Below are 21,333 nucleotides of genomic sequence, written 5' to 3' on the forward strand. Positions count from 1 at the left end.
CCTCTTTTCCCTTTCGCAGAGACCTCCCATGAAAACCGCACTCAAGCTCGAACTCGAAGAAGCCCGCCTGATGATCGACGCCGCCATCCGCAAGGCGCAGGAGATCGGCGTGCTCGAAACCATCTGCATCGTCGATGACGGCGGCTATCCGATCGCCATGGATCGCATGGACGGCGCCCGCATCACGGGCCCGCAGATCGCCTGGAACAAGGCCTTCACGGCCGCCGGCCACAAGCGTTCGACCCATTTGTTCAACACCCTGCCCAACGGCCCCGCGCTGCCGGGCAACGAGGCCTTCGGCATCCAGTGGAGCTTCGAGGGCAAGTTCGCCGTTTTCGTGGGTGGCTTCCCGATCGTGGTCGACGGCAACGTCATCGGCGGCGTCGGCCTCTCGGGCGGCAACGGCGAGCAGGACACGAAGTGCGGCCTGGCCGCGCTGCAAGCCCTGCACGAGCGGCTCGAAGCCCAGGGCCACGTCGTGCTGGTCGAGGCCGACATCAAGAAGTAGGGCGGCATCGCCTCGACGTTTCGAAAGACGGACCATGGCTTTTCGCATCCAGCTGCTCGAGACGGCACAGTGCTTCGATGCCGCGCCCGGCGAATCGGTGCTCGACGCCGCCTTGCGCCACGAGCTCCGCCTGCCGCACGAATGCCGCTTCGGCGGCTGCGCGACCTGCCGCATCAAGCTCGTCGAAGGCGCGGTGACCTACGACGAATTCCCGCCCGGATTGACGGCCGACGAAGCGGCCGAGGGCTATGCGCTGGCCTGCCAGGCCAGGCCGGCCAGCGACCTGGTGATCAGTGCCGCACGGCGCCTGCCGCCGTGCTCCGAGCCCGCGCGGCACCTGGCCACGGTGACGGCGGTGCGGCCGCTCGGCGATGACGTGCTGCATCTGGCGCTCGAGCTTCCGCCCGAGGCCGACCTGCTGTATCGCGCCGGCCAGTACATCAACATCCTGCTGCCGGACGGCGGCCATCGCAGCTTCTCGATGGCGTCGCGGCCGCATCCGCAGGCGCTCGACTTCCACATCCGGCGCATCCCGGAGGGCCGCTTCACGAGCGGACACGCCGCCCGGCTGCAGCCCGGCGACCGGTTGCCCGTCGAGCTGCCCCACGGCAGCTTCTGCTTTCACGCGGAAGACTACCGCCCGCTCCTGATGGTGGCGACCGGCACCGGGCTGGCGCCGATCAAGAGCATCCTGGAGTCGCTCATGGACGACGACGATTGCCCGCCGGTCAGCCTCTATTGGGGCATGCGCACCGAGGCCGACCTGTACCTGCACGACCAGATCCAGGCCTGGACCGATCGGCTGTGCGACTTCCGCTACGTGCCCGTGCTGTCGCGCGCCGGCGCCGGCTGGACCGGCCGGCGCGGGCACGTGCAGCAGGCCGTCGAGGAAGACTTCGAGGATCTTTCGGAGCATGCCATCTACCTGTGCGGCTCCCCGGCGATGATCGGCGACGCCAGGCGGGCTTTCCTGGCGCGCCATGCCAGCATCGACCATCTGTACAGCGACAGCTTCACCTTCCAATCCACCGCCGCGGCCTGAACCGCGGCACGCAAGGAAACCCGATGGACCTGGGCATCTCGCAGCGCACGGCGCTGGTCTTCGGCGGCAGCCGCGGCATGGGCCGCGCCTGCGCCCGGCAACTCGCGCTGGAAGGCGTGCAGGTCGTGATCGCCGCGCGCACCGAGGCCACGCTGCGCGAGGCGGCGGCCGAGCTGTCGGCCGAGGCCGGCGCGCCCCTGCGCTTCGTGGTCGCCGACATCACCACCGCCGCGGGTCGCGATGTCGCGCTGGCGGCCTGCCCGTCGCCCGACATCCTGGTCAACAACGCCGACGGCCGCCCGCCCGGCGACTTTCGCGACTGGTCCACGGCCGACTGGCATGCCGCGCTCGACGCCATGATGCTGGGACCGATCGAGATGATCCGCCGTACGGTCGACCCGATGATCGAGCGCGGCTTCGGGCGCATCGTCAACATCGTCTCGCGCAGCGTGAAGACGCCGCAGGCCGAACTCGGGCTGTCGAACGGCGCGCGATCGGGGCTGGTCGGCTTCGTCGCCGGTCTGGCGCGCCAGACCGTGCGCCACAACGTGACGATCAACAACATCCTGCCCGGCGTGTTCGCGACCGATGCGCAGCGCCATCACGTCGAGGCGTTGGTGAAGACCGAGGGCAAGGCCTTCGCGCAGCTGTGGGACGAGCGCGGCCGCAACAACCCGGCCGGCCGCTTCGGCCGCGCCGAGGAGGTGGGTGCTCTCTGTGCGTACGTGTGCTCCGCGCACGCGGGCTACATCACGGGGCAGAGCCTGCTGATCGATGGCGGGGCCTACCCGGGGACTTTCTGAGACCTTGCGGGACAGATCAAGAAACTGCGAAGCAGTTTTTGCTCTGTCCTCAACTGACTAGGGCAGCAGGCGCGTGCCGACCTCGTCCGCGGTCAGCACGTCGCCGAAGAACAGCATCCAGTTGTGCAGCGACTGCACATGCTCGCCCGGCGTGATGGCCGAGAGCGCGTCCTCGACCATCACGGTGGCGTAGTTCATCATCATCGCGTCGCGTGCCGTCGACTCGCAGCAGACGTTGGTGACGGTGCCGCCGATCAGCACGGTCTCGATGCCGCGCGCCTTCAGCACTTCGTCGAGCGATGACGAGCCCGGCACCAGTGCGCTGTAGCAGCGCTTGACGACGCGGGGGTCTTCAGGGCGCGCGTCCAGGCCCGGCGCGAGCGCGAAGCCGGCGTGCGAGCGTCCCAGTTCGAGCAATCGGCGCGCGCTGCGCTCGGGGGTCAGCATGTAGGCGTGGTGGTGCGACCAGAAGCTGTCGGCGCCGTCCGAGCAGGTCTGCACCCAGATCACCGTGCCGCCAGCCTCGCGCAGCGCGGCGGCGAGCTGGTTGACCTTGCCGAAGGTGTCGCGTGCCGGCGCGCACTCGGCCATGAAGCCGGGCTGCGTGTAGTAGTTCTGCAGGTCGACCACGACGAAGGCGGTGCGGCGCGCGTCGAAGCGCGGGTAGGGGTGCAGCGTGCCTTGCCGCGCGATGACGCGGTCGACGATCCATGCGGGAAATTCCATCGTGTGTCCTCGGGCTGGCGGGCGCTCAGCCGTAGCGGCGTGCCAGGGCGCTCTCGACGCGGGCGATGACGAGGTACATCAGCGCCGACATCAACGCCAGCACCACGATCGCGGTCATCACGATGTTGAGCTTGAAGATCTGGCTGCCGTTGACGATCAGGAAACCCAGGCCCTCGCTGGCCGACTGGAACTCGCCGACGATCACGCCGACCAGCGACAAGCCGATGTTCATCTTGAGTGCGGCGATGAGCGTCGGCACGCTGCCGGGCAGCACCACCATGCGCAGGACCTGCGCGCGGCTCGCGCCCAGCGTCGTGGCCAGCTTGATCTTGTTCGGGTCGGTCGCCTGGAAGCCGTCGTAGGCGACCATGATCGTCACGAAGATCGCGATCGCGACCGCCATGCCGTACACCGAGTACTCCGAGCCGAGCCAGATGTAGAAGATCGGCACGAAGGCGATCTTCGGCATCGCGTTGGCGACCACCAGGAACGGGTCGAGCACCTTGTTGGCGAAGCGCGACCACCACAGGCCGGCCGCGATGGCGACGCCGAACACCATGCTGAGCACGAAGCCGACCAGGGTCGCCTTGAAGGTGGCCCAGGTGTGCATCGCCAGGTTGCCGTGCAGCAGCAGGTCGACGAAGGTCGGCCACAGTGCGCTCGGGTAGCTGGTGAGCATCGGGTTGACCACCTTGGTCTTGGCCAGCAGTTCCCAGAGGCCGAAGAAGGCCGCGAGCAGCAGCAGCCGGCTGGCGAGCACCAGCGTCTTCTCGCGGCGCTGGCGGGCCAGCCACTTCGCGTAGGCCGCGCTGGGCGCCTTGTCGGCCTTGACGGCGGGTGTGGCGGGCTGCGACGTCGCGGCCGGGGCGGGTATCGTCATCGAGGGGGTTGCGTTCATCTCTGCGCTCACGGTCATCCTTCGACGTGCACGTCGAGCTCGTCCCAGAGCGTGCCGAAATAGGTGTTGAACTCGGGCAGGGCGCGGGCCTCGAAGGGCGTCGGCCGCTTGCCGTGACTGGGAAAGGCCATCAGGTGTTCCGACTTGATGCGGCCCGGGCGGCGCGACAGCACCACCACGCGGTCGGTCATCGCGATCGCCTCGCCGATGTCGTGCGTCACCAGCACCACCGACTTGCCTTCGCTGCGCAGCACCTCGACCACCTCGTCCGCAATCGCCAGGCGGGTCTGCGAATCGAGCGCCGAGAAGGGCTCGTCGAGCAGCACGACATCGGGATTGGTCACCAGCGTGCGGGCCAGCGCCACGCGCTGGCGCATGCCGCCCGAGAGCTGGCGCGGGTAGTGGTGCAGGAAATCCCCCATGCCGCACTTGTGCAGCAGGTGGATGGCGCGCTCGCGGGCCTCGCGCATGTTGCGCTTCTGGATCTGGGCGCCGAGCAGCGCGTTGTCCAGGATGCTGCGCCATTCGTACAGGTAGTCCTGCTGCAGCATGTAGCCGATGCTGGGCGACGGACCGGTGACGGGCTTGCCGTCGACGGTCACGCTGCCGGCCGAGGGATCGAGGATGCCGGCGATGATCGACAGCAGCGTGCTCTTGCCGCAGCCCGACTGGCCGATGATGCTGACGAACTCGCCGGGCGCGACCGCCAGCGAGATGTTGTCGAGCGCCTGGGTCTCGCCCTGCAGCGTGAAGTAGCGCAGCGAGACGTTGCGCACGTCGATGCGCGGCCTCCCGGCCGCGGAAATGCCCGGCGCCGCCATCACTTGGCCTTGTTGGCGAAGTCGGTCACGACGACCTGCTCGTACTTCACGCGCTTGCCGCTTTCGAGCACGCCGCTGGCCGTGAGCATGTCCTGCAGTTGCTCGATGGCGGGCTTCTCCACCAGCGGCGAGGTCTTCCACAGCTTGTAGCCGCGATAGCGCTCGATGGCCCTGGCAAGTTCGGGCTGCGACATGCCGGGGAAGAACTCGGCGACCTGCCTGGCGAGGTCGGCGGCCGGCGCCGTCTGCACGTACTGCTGGGCGCGCGCCACGGCCTGGGTCCAGGCCTGCAGCACCTCGGGGTTCTTCTGCATGTAGACGTCGGTGGTGGTGAACACGGTGTAGTCGACCGGACCGACTTCGCTGCCGATGGAGGCCATGACGTAGCCGTTGCCGTCTTTCTCGAGGTTGCCGGCTTCCGGCTCCAGGAAGATCGCGTAGTCGTTCTGGCCGGCCATCCAGGCGCCGGTGCGTGCGGCCGGACCGATGTTGCTGACCAGCTTGAGGTCTTTCTTCGGGTCGAGGCCGTGCTTGCGCAAGGCGGCTTCCAGGAAGACGTCGGGGTTCGAGCCCGGACGGAAGGCCATGACCGACTTGCCCTTGAGCTGGTTCCAGTCGAACTTGCCGCTGACCGGCTTGCGCGCCATCAGCAGGAAGCCGTCGGTCGCGGTGAGGCCGGCGAAGATCTTCGGCTTGGCCGGCGACTCGCTGTTGGCCACATAGATCGAGGCCTCGGGGCCGATCAGCACGATGTCGGCGCTGCCGGACAACAGCGCGGCCATGCCCTTGTCGGTGCCCTGCGAGGTCTTCATCCCCACGTCCAGGCCGGCATCCTTGAAGTAGCCCTGGTTCAAGGCGACGTACATCGGCACATACAGCACCGAGCGGATCACTTCCTCGTAGCGCACCTTGGTCAGGGGCTTGGCGGTCTGCGCGGCAGCCTGGCCGCAAAGGCCCACCAGTCCGGCCGCCATCGCGAGCGCCGGCACGAGTCGAACAAGTGCCGGTATACGGCGCGAAAGCAGGAACATGGCAAACCTCCAGGTGGTGATAAGTTAATACAGTATGCAAAACGCGGGCCAGAAAGCAATCTTGCAATGCAGCATGGCGGCCCCTCTGAAACCATTCGCACGTCGACCCTGAGAGGGGAGTTTCCCTATAGGGATGCTCTTTTTCGGAGCGCCTTTCGCACCATCCAGGCGCACTGGAAGCCGTCTCAGAGCGTTTACCCCATGGCCTGATCTTTGCATTGTTGGAATACTGTATACCGTTTCAGTGCGTCTTCTTCTACAGAACAACCCCAACTCCACGAGGTTCACAGATGGATTCCATCAGCATCAACGCCGCCCACTGGGTCTACCTGCTGGGTGTCGGCGCCATCGTCCTGACGATGATCTTCCGCGCCAACGTCGTCGTGCCGTCGATCATCGCCACCTTCTGCGTCGCGCTCGCCTGGACGCACAGTCCGGTGGCGGCGCTCGGCAGCATCTTCAATGCGAGCTTCGTCGCGGCCAAGGAGCTGTTCAACATCTTCCTGGTCATCGCCTTGATGACATCGTTGCTCAATGCCCTGAAGGCGCTGCAGTCGGACATCCGCATGGTCGAGCCTTTCCGCGCGATCATGAAGAACGGGCATGTCGCGTACTTCGTGCTGGCCGGCATCACCTACCTGATCTCGCTGTTCTTCTGGCCGACCCCCGCCGTTCCGCTGGTGTCGGCGGTGCTGCTGCCCGCGGCCATCGCGGCTGGCCTGCCGCCGCTGGCCGGCGCCGTGGCGGTCGCCATCGCCGGCCAGGGCATGGCGCTGTCGTCGGACTACGTGATCGGGGTCGCCCCCGGGATCGGTGCCCGCGCCGCCGGTGTCTCGGCCGCGATCGTGGCCGACCGCGCGCTGGTGCTGTCGCTGATCACCGGCGTCATCGCACTGCTCATCGCCTACCTGTCCTTGCGGCACCGCATCGTGCCGGCCAGCAATGCCCTGCTCGTGAAGTGGCAGGGGCAGCCGACCCATGGCCGCAGCGCCGAATTCGAAGCCGCCGGGACCTTCGACAAGGCGGAGCTCGCCCGCGGCACCAGCCGCGACGCGCCCTTCCTCAGCGATGCGCAGATCGAGAAGACACTGCACGCGTTGACGGCACGCCGCATCGTCTGGTCCAAGGTCTTCGCCATCCTCACGCCATTGGCCTTCCTGGCCGTCATCGCGACGATGGTGATGCCCAAGGTCGTGCCGTCGCTGCCCGAGCTCAAGGGCGGTGCCGCGGCGACGCTGGTGGGCGGCATGGCGGCGATGCTGATGATCCTGGCGACGCTGGCCGCCGAAGGCCCGCGCAAGATGCTCGACGTCAGCGCCGACCACATCACCGACGGGTTCGTGTTCGCCTTCAAGGCGATGGGCTCGGTGCTGCCGATCGCCGGCTTCTTCTTCATTGGCGCGGGCGAGACCGCCGGCCCGATCCTCGGAATGGCGGCCGACGCCAAGCCGCCGCACCTGTTGTTCGAGCTGATCCAGAGCGGCCAGCACCTGATCCCCCACAACCACGCCTTCGTCGCCTTCGGCGTGCTGATCGTGGGCATGATCACCGGAATCGACGGCTCCGGCTTTGCCGGCCTGCCCCTCACCGGCACCCTGTCGGGGGCGCTGGCGCCCGCCGCCGGCATGGACGCGGCGACGCTGGTCGCGGTCGGCCAGATGGGTGCCGTGTGGACCGGCGGCGGCACGCTGATTGCGTGGTCCTCGCTGATCGCGGTTGCGGGCTTCGCGCGGGTGCCGGTGCTGTCCGCGGTGCGGGCGCTGCTGATTCCCGTCGTCACAGGGCTCGTCGTGTCCACCGTGTGCGCAGTCTTGCTCTGGTGACATGCCGATGATCTCACGGCACCTCTTCTCTTCTCACCAGTTCGACAGCGCCTCTCTCAGCCGTGCCTTGACGTCGGCATTGGCAAAGCTCGCATCGATCGAATGGCGTGCCAGCGATCGAAGATCGTCATCCGACCAGCCGAACGCCTTGCGGCACATGGCGTACTCGCCCACCAGGCTGGCCCCCAGCAAGGCCGGATCGTCGGTGTTGAGGGACACGGCGACGCCGGCACGGCGCAGGCGGTCGATGGGATGGTCCTCGATGCGAGGGTAGACGCCCAAGGTCAGGTTGGAGGTCGGGCAGATGCCCAGGGGTATCTGCCGGTCGACCAGCAGTCGAACCAGCTCCGGATCTTCGATCGCGCGCACGCCATGGTCGATGCGGTCGGCGCCGAGCAGTTCGATGGCATCCCGAACGCCCTCGGGGCCGCTGGACTCGCCGGCATGCACGGTGCGGCGCAGCCCTGCCGCACCCGCGCGTCGGAACGCCTGGGCGAAACGCGGGCCCGTGCGGCCGGCGGCAGCCTCGTTGCCATCGATGGAGAGTGCCACGACCCGCGGGTGTCGCAGGGCCACCAGCGTGTCGACCAGTTCGGCCGCGGCGTCGGCCGATTGCGTACGCAACAGGCTCACGCACAGGCCCACCGGCGGAAGTCCGTCTTGTTCTGCGGCGGCGAAGCCGGCATCGATGGCGTCGATCATGTCGGGCAGGCGACCCTGCCACGCCTCCCAATGGGTCGGGTTGACGATCACGTCCGCGTAGCCTGCACCGCTGTCGGCGAGCCGCTTGCTGTAGCTGTAGCTCAACTCGGCCAGGCGCTCGCGGGTCGACGCGAGGCCGCACGCCCAGTCGAGGAACTGCAGGAAGTCGGCCAGGCCTTCGAACTCGAACAAGCGTTCGCGAGGTCTGGGCAGGGGCACGCCCGCTTGCGCTGCCCATTGCGCCAGAGAGCTGATTTCGAAGCAGCCTTCGAGATGCGCATGGACCTCTGCCTTGGGCAAGGCCTTCAGTCTGTCTTTGTCGATAGGGGAAGTCTGAGAGTGGTTCATGGGGGTGCCCGGTTGTGCATGCGCCGTGAGGCGCCAGCCCGCCAGTCTCGCGCGTCGGCGGCCCGACGTCATGCGCTCGCGTGCATAGCCTGTATTCGCCGGTGCATCTTGGCCACAAATGAATGGGGGCCTTGACCTTCCCATGATGGGAGGGTTAACACTGAACGCTTCAAGTACTTCCCTTTGGAGCCAAGCAATGATTACCTTCGAAGTCAACGACATGACCTGCGGCCACTGCGCGAGCACCATCAGCAAGGCGGTCGCCGGCATCGACAGCGACGCCAAAGTCCAGGTGGACCTGGCCGCGCATCGGGTGCACATCGAGCCGGCCGCTGCAACGGCGCAACAGCTGAACGACGCCATCAAGGGAGCGGGCTACAGCCCGGTGGCCATCGAGGGCGCTTCCCGCCCTGCGGCAGCGCAGCGAAGCGGCTGTTGCTGCGGATAGGCAAGGGCAGCCCCTGAGACCACCCGTTTGATCTGCATCAAGGGCGCAGGGGGTCTCCGCGCGCATGCTGGTGACATCGAGCGCGCTTCCGAGCGCTCGCGTCACAAGGTGAACCACGATGAAGCTCATCAGCATGCTCGTCACGACCGCGGCGGTCACGCTGGCCGGCTGTTCCTCGTTCTCTGGTTCGGGGGCCCCGCAGGGGGAAGCGCACGACGCGCATCACCCGGCGGCTGAATCCGCACCGAAGGTCGACCCGGCAAAGTTCGACCAGCAGATGAAGACGATGCAGGAGATGCACCAGAAGATGATGGCCGCCAAGACGCCCGCGGAGCGTGCCGCGTTGATGAATGTCCATATGAAGGCCATGCAGGACGGCATGGCGATGATGGGCCAGATGGGCGGCGGCATGCCGATGCAGGGCCAGATGGGCGGCAAGTCATCGATGCCCGGCGGTCCGTCCATGCACACCGACATGGTGCAGCGCATGGAGATGATGGAAATGATGATGCAGATGATGGTGGACCGGGAGGCCGCGCGGCCGCCCGCCGCCAAGTAGCGGCATCCGCGCAGCCTCGGGACTGAAGCGGGCGAAAGCCGTCCTGGGGCTTGACCTTCCCGCCATGGGAAGGTGGAGACTTCAGCATCACTATTGCTGGAACGAAGATGCCAATGACGCCCGACACCACGTCCAAGCTCGACGCGGCCAAGATGCCCGACCCCATGGGCCATCACGGTCACCATGGCCATGGCATGCACGCCGGCCACGCGCCGTCCCAGCCGAGCCAGGCGCCGAAGGCGGGCGCGAAGGACATCGAGTACACCTGCCCCATGCACCCTCAGGTGCGGCAGATGGGCCCGGGGAACTGCCCGATCTGCGGCATGGCGCTCGAGCCGGTCGTGGCCACGACCGAAACCGGAGAGAGCCCCGAGTTGCGCGACATGACGCGACGCTTCTGGGTCGGCCTGGCGCTCACCGTCCCGGTCTTTGCGCTGGAGATGGGCGGGCACCTGATGGACATCCATCACCTCATCGGGCAGCAGACCTCGAACTGGGTCCAGCTTCTGTTCGGAACGCCGGTCGTGCTCTGGGCCGGGTGGCCCTTCTTCGTCCGGGCCTGGGCGTCGGTCAAGCACCGCAGCCTGAACATGTTCAGCCTCATCGCGCTGGGCACGGGCGTGGCCTGGGTCTACAGCATCGTGGGGACGCTGATGCCGCAGGTCTTTCCGGCCGAGTTCAGGGGGCCTGACGGCGCGGTCGCCATCTACTTCGAGGCCGCCGCGGTCATCACGGTGCTGGTGCTGCTCGGCCAGGTGCTCGAACTCCGGGCCAGGGAAAAGACCTCGGGCGCGATCCGCGCGCTGCTCGACCTGGCGCCGAAGGAGGCGGTGCGCGTGAAGGCCGACGGGACCGACGAGCGCGTTCCGTTGGAGACCGTGCAGGTGGGCGAATCGCTGCGCGTGCGGCCCGGCGAAAAGGTGCCGGTCGACGGCGAGCTGATCGACGGCAAGGGCACCGTCGATGAATCGATGGTCACCGGGGAGCCGATGCCGGTGGCCAAGGCGCCGGGCTCGAAAGTCACTGCGGGGACGCTCAACCAGACCGGCGGCTTCGTGATGCGCGCCGAGAAAGTCGGAGCCGACACGCTGCTCTCGCAGATCGTCCATATGGTGGCCGCCGCGCAGCGCAGCCGCGCGCCGATTCAACGCATGGCGGACCAGGTGGCAGGGTGGTTCGTGCCGGTGGTGATCGCCGTGGCGGCGCTCGCTTTCGTCGCCTGGTTCGTGTGGGGGCCCAGCCCGGCGTTCTCGTATGCGCTCATCGCGGCGGTGGCGGTGCTCATCATCGCGTGTCCCTGCGCCCTGGGGCTCGCCACGCCGATGTCCATCATGGTCGGCGTCGGGCGTGGTGCGCAGAGCGGCGTGCTGATCCGGGATGCCGAAGCGCTGGAGCGGATGGAGAAGGTCGACACGCTGGTGGTCGACAAGACGGGCACATTGACCGAGGGTCGCCCCAAGGTCGTGACCGTGCAGCCGGTGGAAGGCTTCGAGGCCGGCGATGTCCTTCAGAAGCTGGCCAGCGTGGAGCGGGCCAGCGAGCATCCCCTGGCTGCGGCCATCGTGGCCGACGCCCTGGAGCGCGAGCTTGCGCTCTTGCCCGTGGCCGACTTCGACTCGCCCCTGGGCAAGGGCGTGGTCGGTGTCGTGGACGGCGCCCGCATCGTCTGCGGCAGCGCCAAGTTCCTGGCGGAAAGCGGCATCGAGGTCGCCTCGCTGGCCAAGGCCGCCGAGGCGGTCAGTGCCAAGGCGGCCACGGTCATCTTCGTCGGCATCGATGGCCGCCTGGCCGGATTCGTTGGCATCGCGGACCCGATCAAGGCGAGCACGGCCCAGGCCATCGCCGCGCTGCGAAAGGCACATGTTCGCGTGGTCATGCTCACCGGCGACGGCAGGACGACGGCGCAGGCGGTCGGCCGGGAGCTGGGCATCGACGAGGTCGTGGCCGAGGTGCTTCCGGAGGACAAGGCCTCGGTGGTGCAGCGATTGAAGGCCGAAGGCCGCGTCGTCGCGATGGCGGGAGACGGCGTGAACGATGCGCCGGCACTGGCTGCGGCGGACGTGGGCATCGCCATGGGCACCGGAACCGATGTGGCCATGGAGAGCTCGGGTGTGACGCTGCTGCACGGAGACCTCATGGGCATCGTGAAGGCGCGCCAGTTGTCGCGCGCGACGATGGGCAACATCCGCCTGAACCTCTGGTTCGCCTTCGGCTACAACGTGCTCGGCATTCCGGTGGCGGCCGGCGTGCTCTATCCCTTCTTCGGCATCCTGCTGTCGCCGGTCGTGGCGGCAGCCGCCATGGCGTTGTCGTCGGTGAGCGTCATCGCCAACTCCCTCCGGTTGCGAACGGCCAGGCTGGACGACTGACAGCCGGAAAGGAGGTACGCAGGGTGATGGCGGTCAGCGGGCCGATTCGATGTAAGTCACCGTCGCTTCGCCCTTCCTGCTCTCCGCGTTGAATCGCACCTTGTCGCCCGGCTTGAGCCGGTCCAGCATCCGCTTGTCGGCCACGGCGAAGCCCATGGTCATCGGGGGCATGCCGAGGTTGGGCAGGTCGCCGTGATTGATGACGACTTCGCCGTGCTCCTTGTCGACCCTTTCCACTTCGCCCTCGGTGAGGGCCATGGCGGGCAGTGTGCCGACGCTCCAGGATTTGCCCGGGGCAGCCGCCGCGCGCGTGCTGGGCTGCGCCTGTGCGCCAGCCCACGAGACGAGCGAGAGAGCAATGAGGATGGCTGTGGGCTTCATCGTGGTTTTCCGTGGATGTTGTCTTCACGAAGCCGTTCGGAACCCCGCAAAGATGTCTGCCCGATGCGGCATGAAGAAGTTGCGGTAGCGCAGGTCGTGCATCCGCTCGTGCGTCGCGAAAGCGCCGCCGCGCAACTCGCGGTGGTCGCCGAACCAGGGCTGGGAGTAGTCCGTGTACGGACCGGCCTTGAAGCCGGGGTACGGCTGGAAGGCGTCGCAGGTCCATTCCCAGACGCTGGCGCCCCAATGGAACGCCAGGCCGAGCAGCGCCGCGGCATGCTCCCACTCCGCCGCGCGCGGCAGCCTTCGGCCTGCCCACGCGCAGTAGGCTTCGGCTTCGAAGGCATTGACGTGGATGACCGGCAGATCGGGGTCCAGCGGGAGCCAGCGGTCGAACCAGCGCACTTGCCACGCTTTGCCTGCCGCCGTCTCGTGCAGTCGCCAGCGCTCGGGATGTCCCCGCGCGGCCGTGGCACGCCACGCGCCCGCCATGCCCGGCCAATACGCCGGCTCGTTGTAGCCGCCGGCCTCGACGAAGCGCAGGAACTCGCCCGCCGTCACCGGCCGCGCGTCGATCTCGAAGGCTTCCAGCGCCTCGACGCGGCTCGGCCCTTCGTTGTCGAACGCAAAGCCGCGGCGATCCGGAGGCCAACCGATGCGAACGCTCCCACCCGGGACCTTGATCGGGCTGCCGTGGGGAACCGGTGCCAGCCCTGTGCCCGCAGGTGCGGGATAGCAGAGCGCCGAGCTCATCCAGGTGAAGGCTTCGCGATGCATGTCCTCATGGAACAGGGCCAGGCGATGAAAGTACAGCGCGTCATCGTCGTCGCCGTCCGGCAAGGCCTGGATGCAAGCCTCCAGCTGGGCGGCCAGCATGTCGCCCACCTCCTGGCGCGAAGGCAACGGCGCTTGCCAGCGCAGGGCGTGCGCGAGCCGGGCGGAGTCGAAGAGGGTGTCTGGGCCGGCGATCCGAGCCGGCAGCGCCGCCCGGACCCAGCCGTCGTCGCCCGCATGGTGCGGGCCTCGAAGCATCCAGAACTCGCCGAACCAGGCCAGATGGCCAAGCTCCCAGGGGATGGGGTTGATGCCGTTCTGGTGGGGAACCTGCCACTGCGCATCGGACAGGTCGTCGACGAGCGACAGCGTGCGGCGACGACTGTCCCGCATGGCGTCCGACAGCGCTTGTCCGCCCAGGCGGCGGGCATCCTTCGCTTCGATCGCGGGTCGTGGCACCATGGCTGGCATGAACGAGTCTCCTGTGGTCATCGTGTCGCCGGCGGTCGAATCAAGCAACAACGGGAATTGGCACACGGCCGCGCGATGGCGGGAGTTCCTGTCGGCGCGGGCGCCGACCACCATCGTGCAGCAATGGGACGGCGAGGACGCGAGGGCCATGATCGCCCTGCATGCGCGTCGCTCGGCCGACTCCATTGCGCGATTCCGGAAAGCTTATCCGAAGCGGCCCCTGGCGCTGGTGCTGACCGGCACCGACCTGTACGGCAACCTGGCGTCGGACGCGGCAGCGCAGCATTCGCTGCAGTGTGCCAGTCACATCGTGGTTCTGCAGCAAGAGGCCATCCGCGGCCTGTCCCCGGCCGACCAGGCGAAGGCGCGCGTGATCGTCCAGTCGGCGCCTCGTGTGTCGTGCGTCGAACCGGCCGCCTACCCTTGCGACTTCGTTGCCGTGGGGCACTTGCGCAGCGAAAAGGACCCGCTGACGCTGATGCTGGCGGCGCGACAGCTCCGGGGTACGGGCATTCGCATCGTCCACATCGGCAACGCACTGGATGCGGCGCTGGGTGACCAGGCGCGCCTGACGATGGACGAATGCCCGGACTACCGCTGGCTTGGCGGCCTGCCGCAACCCGTGGCGCGGCAATGGATGGCGAGCGCACGGGCGCTGGTGCACATGAGCCGGCTCGAGGGCGGCGCCAACGTGGTCATCGAGGCGGTGCGGGCGCAGGTCCCGGTCCTGGCGAGCCGGATCGACGGCAACGTCGGCTTGCTGGGGCGTGACTACGACGGCTATTTCGAGGCGGGCAATGCTTCGGCCCTGGCGGGGCTGATGCGGCGCGCGCACGAAGACCCTTCATTCCTGTCTCGTCTGCGGGGGCAGTGCGCCGGCCGCGAGACCCTCTTCGACACCGCGGCCGAGGCGACGGCGGTGGCGCGCCTGCTCGGCGACATGCTCGGCCACGAGGCGGGAGACCGCACCTAGCAGCCACTGCCAGGTGCGCGTTCAAGTCCGAGGCGATCGCCCGGAGGGGTTGCGGGCCGGTCAGAGCGGTCTTCGCTCCGGCTCGTGACGCTTGCGGGCGCGTGCGGCATGCCGCGCCCGGATCACGGAATCCAGTGCGTCGGCGACGGCGTCGGCGTTCGGTTGGCCGCGCAGCGCTCGCAGGCGCAGTTCCAGGGCAATCCTACGCAGCTGGGCGATGCCCAAGGGCACCGGCGCTGGGTAGGAATCAGCCGTCATCCGGAGGTCAATACGCGAATCAGGACCGGCACGGCCACGAGCAGGACGCCGAGCGCGATGTTGCGTCGCCAGCCGGCGGCGTGTTGCGCTCGCGTGCGTTCCCGGTGAGCCTGGCTCAGGGCCATGCGCTCGGTCGGGTCGACGTCGTTGTTCCACCATCCGCGGGTTGTGTTGCTGTCCGTCATGTAACCAATTATGTCTACAAAAAAGCAAACGATCCAGAGGTAAGTGATGAAAAAGTTCACGTTTCTTCCGGATCGTCCCTCCGCTTTTTCCCGGAGCGGCATCTCAAGCGGGGCTTCAATAATGGGTACTTAGGTGTGCATTTATTCCTTGGAGCCTGTAGGGATGATGAACACAATTGTTTACATGCAGCCTCCCTCGACCGACCCCCAGAGCTTCAGCAGCTTCTCACCCTTGAATCGCGCGGACATGACCCACGAGCCCAAGAAGCGTCCCCCTCCGAGGGATCGCATGACCAAGTTCGTGTTGGCCGGCTTGATCGCCGTCGTGGCGATCTGCGTGGGCTTCGGAGTTCGGTGGTAGCCGGTCGCGGCGGCTGATTGCGCGTGGCTCAGTTGGCCAGGCGTGCGATCAGCAGGTTGAGCAGCACTTGCAGTCTGGCCTGGCGTCGCATGTCGCGGTGATAGCCCAGCCAGGTGTCGCGGCTCGGTGGCTCGTCGCCGAGGTCGACCCGCTCCAGCTGGGCGAACGAGTCGCCGAGCGGGCGGGGCAGCACGGCCAGGCCTGCGCCCAGTGCGCACATCCTCGCCTGAACGTCGCGATTGTTGCTTCGTGCGATCACGGTGGCGTTCGGAAGGATCGCTTTCAGCCAGGCCGCATCGGACGTTGCGCCAGAGGCCAGGTCCATCGTGACCAGGGCCGTCCCGGCGCCGTCGCCCGCAGCCGGGTGTCTGGCGCCTGCCCGCATATAGGCCGCATAGGAGATGCTCATCAGTCGACGGGACACGATCTCCGCATCGTCGAACGGGTAGACCCGAAAGACCAGGTCGGCCTCCCGTCGCAGGAGGCTGTAGGCCCGTGCGCTCGTGATCAGTTCGACCACCACGCCCGGTTGGCGAGCCGCAAACTCCGCGAGCACCGGCGTGAGAAGGTGCTCGCCGAACCAGTGCGAGGACGAGAGGCGGATCAGTCCTTCGAGTTCCGGATCCCTGCCCGACAGTTCACGCTGGAGCGCGAGGGTCTCTCCCTCGATGCGCTCGGCCCGGGGCAGGACCGAGGCGCCTTCATCGGTCAGTACGAAGCCGTCATCCGTTCTGAGAAAGAGCGGCTGCCCGATGGCCTCCTCGAGCGCACGGAGCCTTCGGCCCACCGTGGCCTGGCTCTGGCCGAGCAGGCGCGCGGCGGCGCCGAGCGAGCCTTCCTTCGCAATGGCCAAGAAGATCCGGAGGTCGCTCCATTCCATGCGCATCGCGCCATTGTGAATGCATGCTCGCGGCGCAGGTAGATCAGTACGACAGCGCCATGGACGAGGTGTCGGCCGCAGGACCGGAGGTCGAGCTGCAGCGCGCAGCCGACGTGCTGGCGCACCCGGAGATCAGGCGGTTTGTCCTGGGGCTGTGAGGGATTCGACGCCGTCGATCTCGAGGTTGTCGATCAGGCGCGTGCTGCCCAGCCGCGCCGCCGCCAGCGCCACCAGCGGCTCGCCGGCCGTCGGCGCCTGCAGGTCCGAGCGGCGGCGCAGCACCATGTAGTCGGGCTGCCAGTCGCGCGCGCTGAGGGCCTGCATGGCGCGCGCCTCGATGGCGCCGAAGTCGCGCTCGCCCGCGCGCACGGCCGCGGCCATCGATTGCAGCGCCTGCGACAGCTGCACGGCCTCTGCGCGTGCGGCGTCGCCCAGGTAGCCGTTGCGCGAAGACAGCGCCAGCCCGTCGTCCGCGCGGCGGGTCTCGCCGCCGACGACCTCGATCGGCAGCGCGAACTGGCGCACCATGTGGCGGATGACCATCAGCTGCTGGTAGTCCTTCTTGCCGAACACGGCCACGCGGGGCTGCACGCAGGCGAAGAGCTTCATCACGACCGTGCAGACGCCGACGAAGAAGCCGGGCCGGAAATGGCCTTCGAGGATGTCGGCCAGCGCGCCGTCGGGGTGCACCTTGCAGGTCTGGGGTTCGGGGTAGAGCGCCTTTTCGTCGGGCGCGAACAGAAGGTCGCAGCCGGCCGAGCGCAGTTTCTCGCAGTCGCTGTCCCAGGTGCGCGGGTAGGTGTCGAAGTCTTCGTGCGGCAGGAACTGCAGCCGGTTGACGAAGATGCTGGCCACGGTGACGTCGCCCAGCGGCTTCGCCTGCCGCACCAGGGCCAGGTGGCCGTCGTGCAGGTTGCCCATGGTGGGGACGAAGGCGGGGCGCCGGTAGCGGCCCAGGTGGTCGCGCAGTTCGGGAATGGTGCGGGCGATGTGCATGGTCGTGTGCCTACCAGGCGTGGAGGGAGTCGTCGGGGAAGCTGGCGTCCTTGACGGCGCGCACGTAGGCCTGCATGGCTTGCGCGATGCCCGGCGCATCGGCCATGAAGTTGCGCACGAACTTCGGCAGCTTGCCGAGGCCGACGCCCAGCATGTCGTGCAGCACCAGCACCTGGCCCGCGGTGCCGCGGCCGGCGCCGATGCCGATGGTCGCGCAATGGCGCAGTTCGTTCGTGAGTTCGGTCGCCAGCGCGGCGGGCACCATCTCGAGCACCAGCATCGCGGCGCCCGCGTCCTGCAGCGCATGGGCCTGCTGCTTGAGCAGCGCCGCGGCCTCGCTGCCCTTGCCCTGCACGCGGTAGCCGCCCAGGGCATGCACGGTTTGCGGCGTCAGGCCGAGATGGGCGCAGACCGGGATGCCGCGCTCGACGAGGAAGCGCACGGTCTCGGTGGTCCAGCCGCCGCCTTCGAGCTTGACCATGTGCGCGCCGGCCTGCATCAGCTGCGTGGCGCTGTGCAGTGCCTGCTCGCGCGACGCGTGGTAGCTGCCGAAGGGCAGGTCGGCGATGAGCCACGCCGTGCCCTGGGTGCGGCGCAGTCCGCGCGCCACGCTCTCCGTGTGATAGCGCATGGTGTCGAGCGACACGCCCACGGTGCTCGGAAGCCCCTGGCAGACCATGCCCAGCGAGTCGCCGACCAGCAGGCACTCGACGCCCGCGGCATCGGCCACGGCCGCGAAGGTGGCGTCGTAGGCGGTCAGCATGACGATCTTCTCGCCGCGCGCATGCATGTCGGCCAGGCGCGGCAGGCTCAGCGGCTTGCGGGCCGCCGGCGGCGAGGCCGGGGGCAGGGTGCCGTAGGGGGTGGCTGCATCGGCGGCGGGGAGGGATGTCATGTCCGCTTGCTCCCGATGTCAGGCCGCGACGGCTTCGCCCGAGGCGGCCTGCACCGGGATGTGGGCGCGCTCTTCCTTGATGCGGTTGGCGTCGTCGACGAAGACCAGCTTCGGCCGATGCGCCGCCACCTGCTCCTCGGGCACCAGGCCGAAGGCCGCGATGATGATCAGGTCGCCCACGGCGGCCCGCCGCGCGGCCGAGCCGTTGACCGAGATGATGCCGGTGCCGCGCTCGCCGCGGATCGCATAGGTCACGAAGCGCTCCCCGTTGTTGATGTTCCAGATGTGGACCTGTTCGTTCTCGGCCATGCCGGCGGCGTCGAGCAGGTCTTCGTCGATGGCGCAGGAGCCTTCGTAGTGCAGCTCGCAGTCGGTGACGGCGACACGGTGGATCTTGGACTTGAGCAGGGTGCGGAACATGGCTTGAAAGTTCTTTCTTTGTGCAAGAAAAGATGAAGGTGTCAGCCCGCGGGCGGCACGAGGATGGTCGGTGCCGCCGGCGCGGCGAGCGCCGGATAGTCGCGGCTGAAGTGCAGCCCGCGGCTTTCGCGCCGGGCCTGGGCCGAGCGCACGATCAGATCGGCGACCTGCACCAGGTTGCGCAGCTCCAGCAGGTCGCGCGTGACGTGGAAGTGGCCGTAGAACTCCTGCACCTCGCCCTGCAGCAGCGCGATGCGGTGCGCAGCCCGCTCGAGCCGCTTGTTGGTGCGCACGATGCCCACGTAGTCCCACATGAAGCGCCGCAGCTCGTCCCAGTTGTGCGAGATGACCACGGTCTCGTCGGCGTCGGTGACGCGGCTGTCGTCCCAGGCCGGCAGCTCGGCGCGCGGTCGTTGCGGCGCCTCGGCGATGGCCTGCGCGGCGGCGCGCGCGAACACCATGCACTCGACCAGCGAATTGCTGGCCAGCCGGTTGGCGCCGTGCAGCCCGGTGCAGGCGGTCTCGCCGATGGCGTGGAGGCCGGGCACGTCGGTGCGTCCCGCGAGGTCGGTGAGCACGCCGCCGCAGGTGTAGTGCGCGGCCGGCACCACCGGAATGGGCTCGCGCGTGATGTCGATGCCCAGCTCGGCGCAGCGCGCCAGGATGTTCGGAAAGTGTTCCTGCAGGAAGGCCGGGCTCTGGTGCGAGATGTCGAGGTGCACGCAGTCGAGGCCGTGCTTCTTCATCTCGAAGTCGATGGCGCGCGCCACGATGTCGCGCGGCGCGAGTTCGGCCCGCTCGTCGTGCGCGGGCATGAAGCGGGTGCCGTCCGGCAGCAGGAGCCGCCCGCCTTCGCCGCGCACCGCCTCGCTGATCAGGAAGGACTTGGCATCGGGGTGGTACAGGCAGGTCGGATGGAACTGGATGAACTCCATGTTCGCGACGCGGCAGCCCGCGCGCCAGGCCGCAGCAATGCCGTCGCCGGTGGCGGTGTCGGGGTTGCTCGTGTAGAGATAGACCTTGCCGGCGCCGCCGGTGGCCAGCACGGTGTGCGGGGCGCGAAAGGTCAGCACCTCGTCGGTGGCCTCGTCCAGCGCATGGAGGCCGAGGCAGGCGTTGTCGGTCCGCCCGAGCTTGCGGCCGGTGATCAGGTCGACCAGCGTGTGCTGCTCGAACAGCGTGATGCTGGGCGTGCGCCGCACCTGCTCGATCAGCGTGCGCTGCACCGCCGCGCCGGTGGCGTCGGCCGCATGCACGATGCGGCGCTGGCTGTGGCCGCCTTCGCGCGTGAGATGCAGCTCGCCGTCTTCGAGCGAGAAGGGCACGCCGAGTGCGCGCAGCCAGGCAATGGCCTCGGGCGCATGCTCGACCACGAAGCGCGTGGCGGCCAGGTCGCAGAGGCCCGCGCCGGCGACCAGCGTGTCGTCGACGTGCGACTGGACGCTGTCGCCTTCGGCCAGCACCGCGGCGATGCCGCCCTGCGCCCACTGGCTGGCGCCGTCCTGCAGGGCGCGCTTGGTGATGACGGCCACCCGATGCGTGGGCGCCAGGTGCAATGCGGTGCTGAGGCCGGCCAGCCCGCTGCCGACGATCAGGACATCGAATTCATGAAAAATCACAGGTCTTCGCTCTTGGCTCGGATGACAAACGGGCGACCATAACCGACTCTTGCGCTACGCCCGCGTGCATTTAGGCGAGGCGACCGCGTCGGCATCGCTGCTACGATCGCGGCCATTCGCTGCATGTGCGCGGCCTCGCGACCGATGATGAAGATGGACAGTACTCTCGATTTTTCTTCCGCCGAATGGGCCGCCGTGGTGCGCGCCGATGCACTGCGGGCCCTCGATGAAGATGTTGGCAGCGGCGATCTCACGGCCTCGCTGATTGCCTCCGATCGCCGCGCCGAGGCGCGGGTGCTGGCCCGCGAGTCCGCCGTGCTGTGCGGGGCGCCCTGGGTCGAGGCGGTGGTCCGCCACCTGGACCCCGGCGCTCGGATCGTGTGGCATGTCGCGGAAGGCGACCGCTGCGCGGCCGACCAGACCGTGCTCGAAATCTCGGGCGCTGCCCGGGCGCTGCTCACGGCCGAGCGCACCGCGCTCAACTTCCTGCAGCTGCTCAGCGCGGTGGCGACCAAGACCGCGGTCCATGTCGAAGCCGTGCGCGGCACGCGGGCGCAGATCGTCGACACGCGCAAGACGCTGCCCGGCCTGCGCCTGGCGCAGAAGTACGCGGTGCGCATCGGCGGCGGCGTCAATCACCGCATCGGTCTCTACGATGCCGTGCTGATCAAGGAGAACCACATCGTCGCGGCCGGTGGCGTCAGCGCCGCCTTGCGTGCCGCGGCCGAGGTCGCGAGCCGCGCGACGTTCGTGCAGATCGAGGTCGAGACCCTGGCGCAGCTCGACCAGGTGCTGGCCGACGGGGCCCGCATGGTGCTGCTGGACAACATGGACCTGCCCGCGCTTCGCGAAGCCGTGCGTCGCAATGATGCGCTCGGCGATGCCCGTGCCTTGCTGGAGATCTCCGGCGGCGTGACGCTCGACGGCCTGCGCGCGCTGGCCGAGACCGGCATCGACCGCATCTCGATCGGGGCCCTGACCAAGGACGTCAAGGCGATCGATTTCTCGATGCGGTTCCGGGAGGCTTGATCATGACGCTGAC

The 21,333-nt window shown here is 68.2% G+C and carries 24 protein-coding genes; 10 read left to right on the top strand and 14 right to left on the bottom strand.

Annotated elements, in window-relative coordinates; translation table 11 throughout:
• Window positions 1-28 precede the first annotated feature (28 nt).
• The 3 genes from AC1D2O_RS20865 to AC1D2O_RS20875 are packed head-to-tail and all read left to right on the top strand — an operon-like array spanning window position 29 to window position 2,353.
• A complete protein-coding gene (locus AC1D2O_RS20865; RefSeq protein WP_478157846.1) occupies window positions 29-508 on the top strand; it encodes a GlcG/HbpS family heme-binding protein in 480 nt (159 codons plus the stop codon).
• A gap of 34 nt (window positions 509-542) precedes the next feature.
• Window positions 543-1,550, top strand: coding sequence for a 2Fe-2S iron-sulfur cluster-binding protein (locus AC1D2O_RS20870; RefSeq protein ID WP_478157847.1), 1,008 nt, complete (start codon window positions 543-545; stop codon window positions 1,548-1,550).
• Window positions 1,551-1,573: 23 nt separating this feature from the next.
• Window positions 1,574-2,353 carry an SDR family oxidoreductase gene (locus tag AC1D2O_RS20875; protein ID WP_478087653.1) on the top strand — a complete coding sequence of 260 codons (780 nt, stop codon included), beginning with the start codon at window positions 1,574-1,576 and terminating at the stop codon, window positions 2,351-2,353.
• 57 nt (window positions 2,354-2,410) lie between these two features.
• Here the strand turns inward: AC1D2O_RS20875 and AC1D2O_RS20880 are convergent, their stop codons facing one another.
• Genes AC1D2O_RS20880 through AC1D2O_RS20895 form a run of 4 tightly spaced genes read right to left on the bottom strand, consistent with a single transcriptional unit; the run spans window position 2,411 to window position 5,829 of the window.
• The gene (locus tag AC1D2O_RS20880) at window positions 2,411-3,079 is read right to left on the bottom strand and encodes a cysteine hydrolase family protein (RefSeq protein WP_478087655.1); all 669 of its coding nucleotides are present in this window, start codon (window positions 3,077-3,079) and stop codon (window positions 2,411-2,413) included.
• 25 nt (window positions 3,080-3,104) lie between these two features.
• Window positions 3,105-3,959, bottom strand: a complete 855-nt coding sequence (locus AC1D2O_RS20885; protein WP_478087657.1) for an ABC transporter permease — start codon at window positions 3,957-3,959, stop codon at window positions 3,105-3,107.
• Window positions 3,960-3,991: 32 nt separating this feature from the next.
• Window positions 3,992-4,798 carry an ABC transporter ATP-binding protein gene (locus AC1D2O_RS20890; RefSeq protein WP_478087658.1) on the bottom strand — a complete coding sequence of 269 codons (807 nt, stop codon included), beginning with the start codon at window positions 4,796-4,798 and terminating at the stop codon, window positions 3,992-3,994.
• Window positions 4,798-5,829: an ABC transporter substrate-binding protein gene (locus AC1D2O_RS20895; protein ID WP_478087660.1), complete on the bottom strand. Its 1,032-nt coding sequence runs from the start codon at window positions 5,827-5,829 to the stop codon at window positions 4,798-4,800. The genes AC1D2O_RS20890 and AC1D2O_RS20895 overlap by 1 nt, the downstream gene beginning before the upstream one ends.
• A 290-nt stretch (window positions 5,830-6,119) precedes the next feature.
• Between AC1D2O_RS20895 and AC1D2O_RS20900 the strand changes: the two genes are divergently transcribed.
• Window positions 6,120-7,652: a hypothetical protein gene (locus AC1D2O_RS20900; protein ID WP_478087662.1), complete on the top strand. Its 1,533-nt coding sequence runs from the start codon at window positions 6,120-6,122 to the stop codon at window positions 7,650-7,652.
• Window positions 7,653-7,685: 33 nt separating this feature from the next.
• On the opposite strand, the gene add is transcribed toward AC1D2O_RS20900, so the two are convergent.
• Window positions 7,686-8,702, bottom strand: coding sequence for an adenosine deaminase (add, locus tag AC1D2O_RS20905; protein ID WP_478087664.1), 1,017 nt, complete (start codon window positions 8,700-8,702; stop codon window positions 7,686-7,688).
• A gap of 196 nt (window positions 8,703-8,898) precedes the next feature.
• Here add and AC1D2O_RS20910 point away from each other — a divergent pair, with 196 nt between their 5' ends.
• The 3 genes from AC1D2O_RS20910 to AC1D2O_RS20920 all read left to right on the top strand — a co-directional run bounded on the left by AC1D2O_RS20910 (window position 8,899) and on the right by AC1D2O_RS20920 (window position 12,078).
• The gene (locus AC1D2O_RS20910; RefSeq protein ID WP_478087666.1) at window positions 8,899-9,150 is read left to right on the top strand and encodes a heavy-metal-associated domain-containing protein; all 252 of its coding nucleotides are present in this window, start codon (window positions 8,899-8,901) and stop codon (window positions 9,148-9,150) included.
• A 118-nt stretch (window positions 9,151-9,268) separates the two neighbouring features.
• Window positions 9,269-9,709, top strand: coding sequence for a hypothetical protein (locus AC1D2O_RS20915; protein WP_478157848.1), 441 nt, complete (start codon window positions 9,269-9,271; stop codon window positions 9,707-9,709).
• A 194-nt stretch (window positions 9,710-9,903) separates the two neighbouring features.
• Entirely contained in the window at window positions 9,904-12,078 is a 2,175-nt protein-coding gene (locus tag AC1D2O_RS20920; protein ID WP_478087694.1) for a copper-transporting P-type ATPase, read from the top strand.
• 33 nt (window positions 12,079-12,111) lie between these two features.
• Here AC1D2O_RS20920 and AC1D2O_RS20925 read toward each other — a convergent pair whose 3' ends face one another.
• Window positions 12,112-12,459 carry a copper-binding protein gene (locus tag AC1D2O_RS20925; protein ID WP_478087670.1) on the bottom strand — a complete coding sequence of 116 codons (348 nt, stop codon included), beginning with the start codon at window positions 12,457-12,459 and terminating at the stop codon, window positions 12,112-12,114.
• A 24-nt stretch (window positions 12,460-12,483) separates the two neighbouring features.
• Window positions 12,484-13,704 (bottom strand): selenoneine synthase SenA, encoded by a 1,221-nt coding sequence (gene senA, locus AC1D2O_RS20930; protein ID WP_478087672.1) that lies wholly within the window; start codon window positions 13,702-13,704, stop codon window positions 12,484-12,486.
• On the opposite strand from senA, the gene senB reads away from it, so the two are divergent.
• A complete protein-coding gene (gene senB / locus AC1D2O_RS20935; protein WP_478087674.1) occupies window positions 13,703-14,677 on the top strand; it encodes a selenoneine biosynthesis selenosugar synthase SenB in 975 nt (324 codons plus the stop codon). The two genes, senA and senB, sit on opposite strands and share 2 nt — an antisense overlap.
• A gap of 60 nt (window positions 14,678-14,737) precedes the next feature.
• Here senB and AC1D2O_RS20940 read toward each other — a convergent pair whose 3' ends face one another.
• From AC1D2O_RS20940 to AC1D2O_RS20950, 3 genes are all read right to left on the bottom strand, one after another.
• Entirely contained in the window at window positions 14,738-14,935 is a 198-nt protein-coding gene (locus AC1D2O_RS20940) for a hypothetical protein (protein ID WP_478087676.1), read from the bottom strand.
• Entirely contained in the window at window positions 14,932-15,180 is a 249-nt protein-coding gene (locus AC1D2O_RS20945; protein WP_478087678.1) for a hypothetical protein, read from the bottom strand. The genes AC1D2O_RS20940 and AC1D2O_RS20945 overlap by 4 nt, the downstream gene beginning before the upstream one ends.
• Before the next feature lie 329 nt (window positions 15,181-15,509).
• Window positions 15,510-16,361 (bottom strand): LysR family transcriptional regulator, encoded by an 852-nt coding sequence (locus AC1D2O_RS20950; RefSeq protein WP_478087680.1) that lies wholly within the window; start codon window positions 16,359-16,361, stop codon window positions 15,510-15,512.
• 23 nt (window positions 16,362-16,384) lie between these two features.
• Between AC1D2O_RS20950 and AC1D2O_RS20955 the strand changes: the two genes are divergently transcribed.
• A complete protein-coding gene (locus tag AC1D2O_RS20955; RefSeq protein ID WP_478087682.1) occupies window positions 16,385-16,519 on the top strand; it encodes a hypothetical protein in 135 nt (44 codons plus the stop codon).
• Here the strand turns inward: AC1D2O_RS20955 and panC are convergent.
• The 4 genes from panC to nadB are packed head-to-tail and all read right to left on the bottom strand — an operon-like array spanning window position 16,494 to window position 20,291.
• On the bottom strand, window positions 16,494-17,357 hold the full coding sequence (gene panC, locus AC1D2O_RS20960; RefSeq protein ID WP_478087684.1) for a pantoate--beta-alanine ligase: 864 nt from the start codon (window positions 17,355-17,357) through the stop codon (window positions 16,494-16,496). The genes AC1D2O_RS20955 and panC overlap by 26 nt on opposite strands.
• Before the next feature lie 10 nt (window positions 17,358-17,367).
• The gene (gene panB / locus AC1D2O_RS20965) at window positions 17,368-18,252 is read right to left on the bottom strand and encodes a 3-methyl-2-oxobutanoate hydroxymethyltransferase (protein WP_478087686.1); all 885 of its coding nucleotides are present in this window, start codon (window positions 18,250-18,252) and stop codon (window positions 17,368-17,370) included.
• Window positions 18,253-18,270: 18 nt separating this feature from the next.
• Window positions 18,271-18,672, bottom strand: coding sequence for an aspartate 1-decarboxylase (gene panD / locus AC1D2O_RS20970; protein ID WP_442285846.1), 402 nt, complete (start codon window positions 18,670-18,672; stop codon window positions 18,271-18,273).
• Window positions 18,673-18,713: 41 nt separating this feature from the next.
• Window positions 18,714-20,291 (bottom strand): L-aspartate oxidase, encoded by a 1,578-nt coding sequence (gene nadB / locus AC1D2O_RS20975; RefSeq protein ID WP_478087689.1) that lies wholly within the window; start codon window positions 20,289-20,291, stop codon window positions 18,714-18,716.
• A gap of 153 nt (window positions 20,292-20,444) precedes the next feature.
• Here nadB and nadC point away from each other — a divergent pair, with 153 nt between their 5' ends.
• Entirely contained in the window at window positions 20,445-21,320 is an 876-nt protein-coding gene (nadC, locus tag AC1D2O_RS20980) for a carboxylating nicotinate-nucleotide diphosphorylase (protein ID WP_478087691.1), read from the top strand.
• The last annotated feature ends 13 nt before the right edge of the window (window positions 21,321-21,333 follow it).

The organism is Variovorax sp. P1_G12, from assembly GCF_056405555.1.

Coding starts and splice junctions, on each gene's coding strand:
- AC1D2O_RS20865 (WP_478157846.1), top strand. CDS start 29: ATGAAAACCGCACTCAAGCTCGAACTCGAAGAAGCCCGCCTGATGATC.
- AC1D2O_RS20870 (WP_478157847.1), top strand. CDS start 543: ATGGCTTTTCGCATCCAGCTGCTCGAGACGGCACAGTGCTTCGATGCC.
- AC1D2O_RS20875 (WP_478087653.1), top strand. CDS start 1,574: ATGGACCTGGGCATCTCGCAGCGCACGGCGCTGGTCTTCGGCGGCAGC.
- AC1D2O_RS20880 (WP_478087655.1), bottom strand. CDS start 3,079: ATGGAATTTCCCGCATGGATCGTCGACCGCGTCATCGCGCGGCAAGGC.
- AC1D2O_RS20885 (WP_478087657.1), bottom strand. CDS start 3,959: ATGACGATACCCGCCCCGGCCGCGACGTCGCAGCCCGCCACACCCGCC.
- AC1D2O_RS20890 (WP_478087658.1), bottom strand. CDS start 4,798: ATGGCGGCGCCGGGCATTTCCGCGGCCGGGAGGCCGCGCATCGACGTG.
- AC1D2O_RS20895 (WP_478087660.1), bottom strand. CDS start 5,829: ATGTTCCTGCTTTCGCGCCGTATACCGGCACTTGTTCGACTCGTGCCG.
- AC1D2O_RS20900 (WP_478087662.1), top strand. CDS start 6,120: ATGGATTCCATCAGCATCAACGCCGCCCACTGGGTCTACCTGCTGGGT.
- add (WP_478087664.1), bottom strand. CDS start 8,702: ATGAACCACTCTCAGACTTCCCCTATCGACAAAGACAGACTGAAGGCC.
- AC1D2O_RS20910 (WP_478087666.1), top strand. CDS start 8,899: ATGATTACCTTCGAAGTCAACGACATGACCTGCGGCCACTGCGCGAGC.
- AC1D2O_RS20915 (WP_478157848.1), top strand. CDS start 9,269: ATGAAGCTCATCAGCATGCTCGTCACGACCGCGGCGGTCACGCTGGCC.
- AC1D2O_RS20920 (WP_478087694.1), top strand. CDS start 9,904: ATGCACGCCGGCCACGCGCCGTCCCAGCCGAGCCAGGCGCCGAAGGCG.
- AC1D2O_RS20925 (WP_478087670.1), bottom strand. CDS start 12,459: ATGAAGCCCACAGCCATCCTCATTGCTCTCTCGCTCGTCTCGTGGGCT.
- senB (WP_478087674.1), top strand. CDS start 13,703: ATGAACGAGTCTCCTGTGGTCATCGTGTCGCCGGCGGTCGAATCAAGC.
- senA (WP_478087672.1), bottom strand. CDS start 13,704: ATGCCAGCCATGGTGCCACGACCCGCGATCGAAGCGAAGGATGCCCGC.
- AC1D2O_RS20940 (WP_478087676.1), bottom strand. CDS start 14,935: ATGACGGCTGATTCCTACCCAGCGCCGGTGCCCTTGGGCATCGCCCAG.
- AC1D2O_RS20950 (WP_478087680.1), bottom strand. CDS start 16,361: ATGGAATGGAGCGACCTCCGGATCTTCTTGGCCATTGCGAAGGAAGGC.
- AC1D2O_RS20955 (WP_478087682.1), top strand. CDS start 16,385: ATGCTCGCGGCGCAGGTAGATCAGTACGACAGCGCCATGGACGAGGTG.
- panC (WP_478087684.1), bottom strand. CDS start 17,357: ATGCACATCGCCCGCACCATTCCCGAACTGCGCGACCACCTGGGCCGC.
- panB (WP_478087686.1), bottom strand. CDS start 18,252: ATGACATCCCTCCCCGCCGCCGATGCAGCCACCCCCTACGGCACCCTG.
- panD (WP_442285846.1), bottom strand. CDS start 18,672: ATGTTCCGCACCCTGCTCAAGTCCAAGATCCACCGTGTCGCCGTCACC.
- nadC (WP_478087691.1), top strand. CDS start 20,445: ATGGACAGTACTCTCGATTTTTCTTCCGCCGAATGGGCCGCCGTGGTG.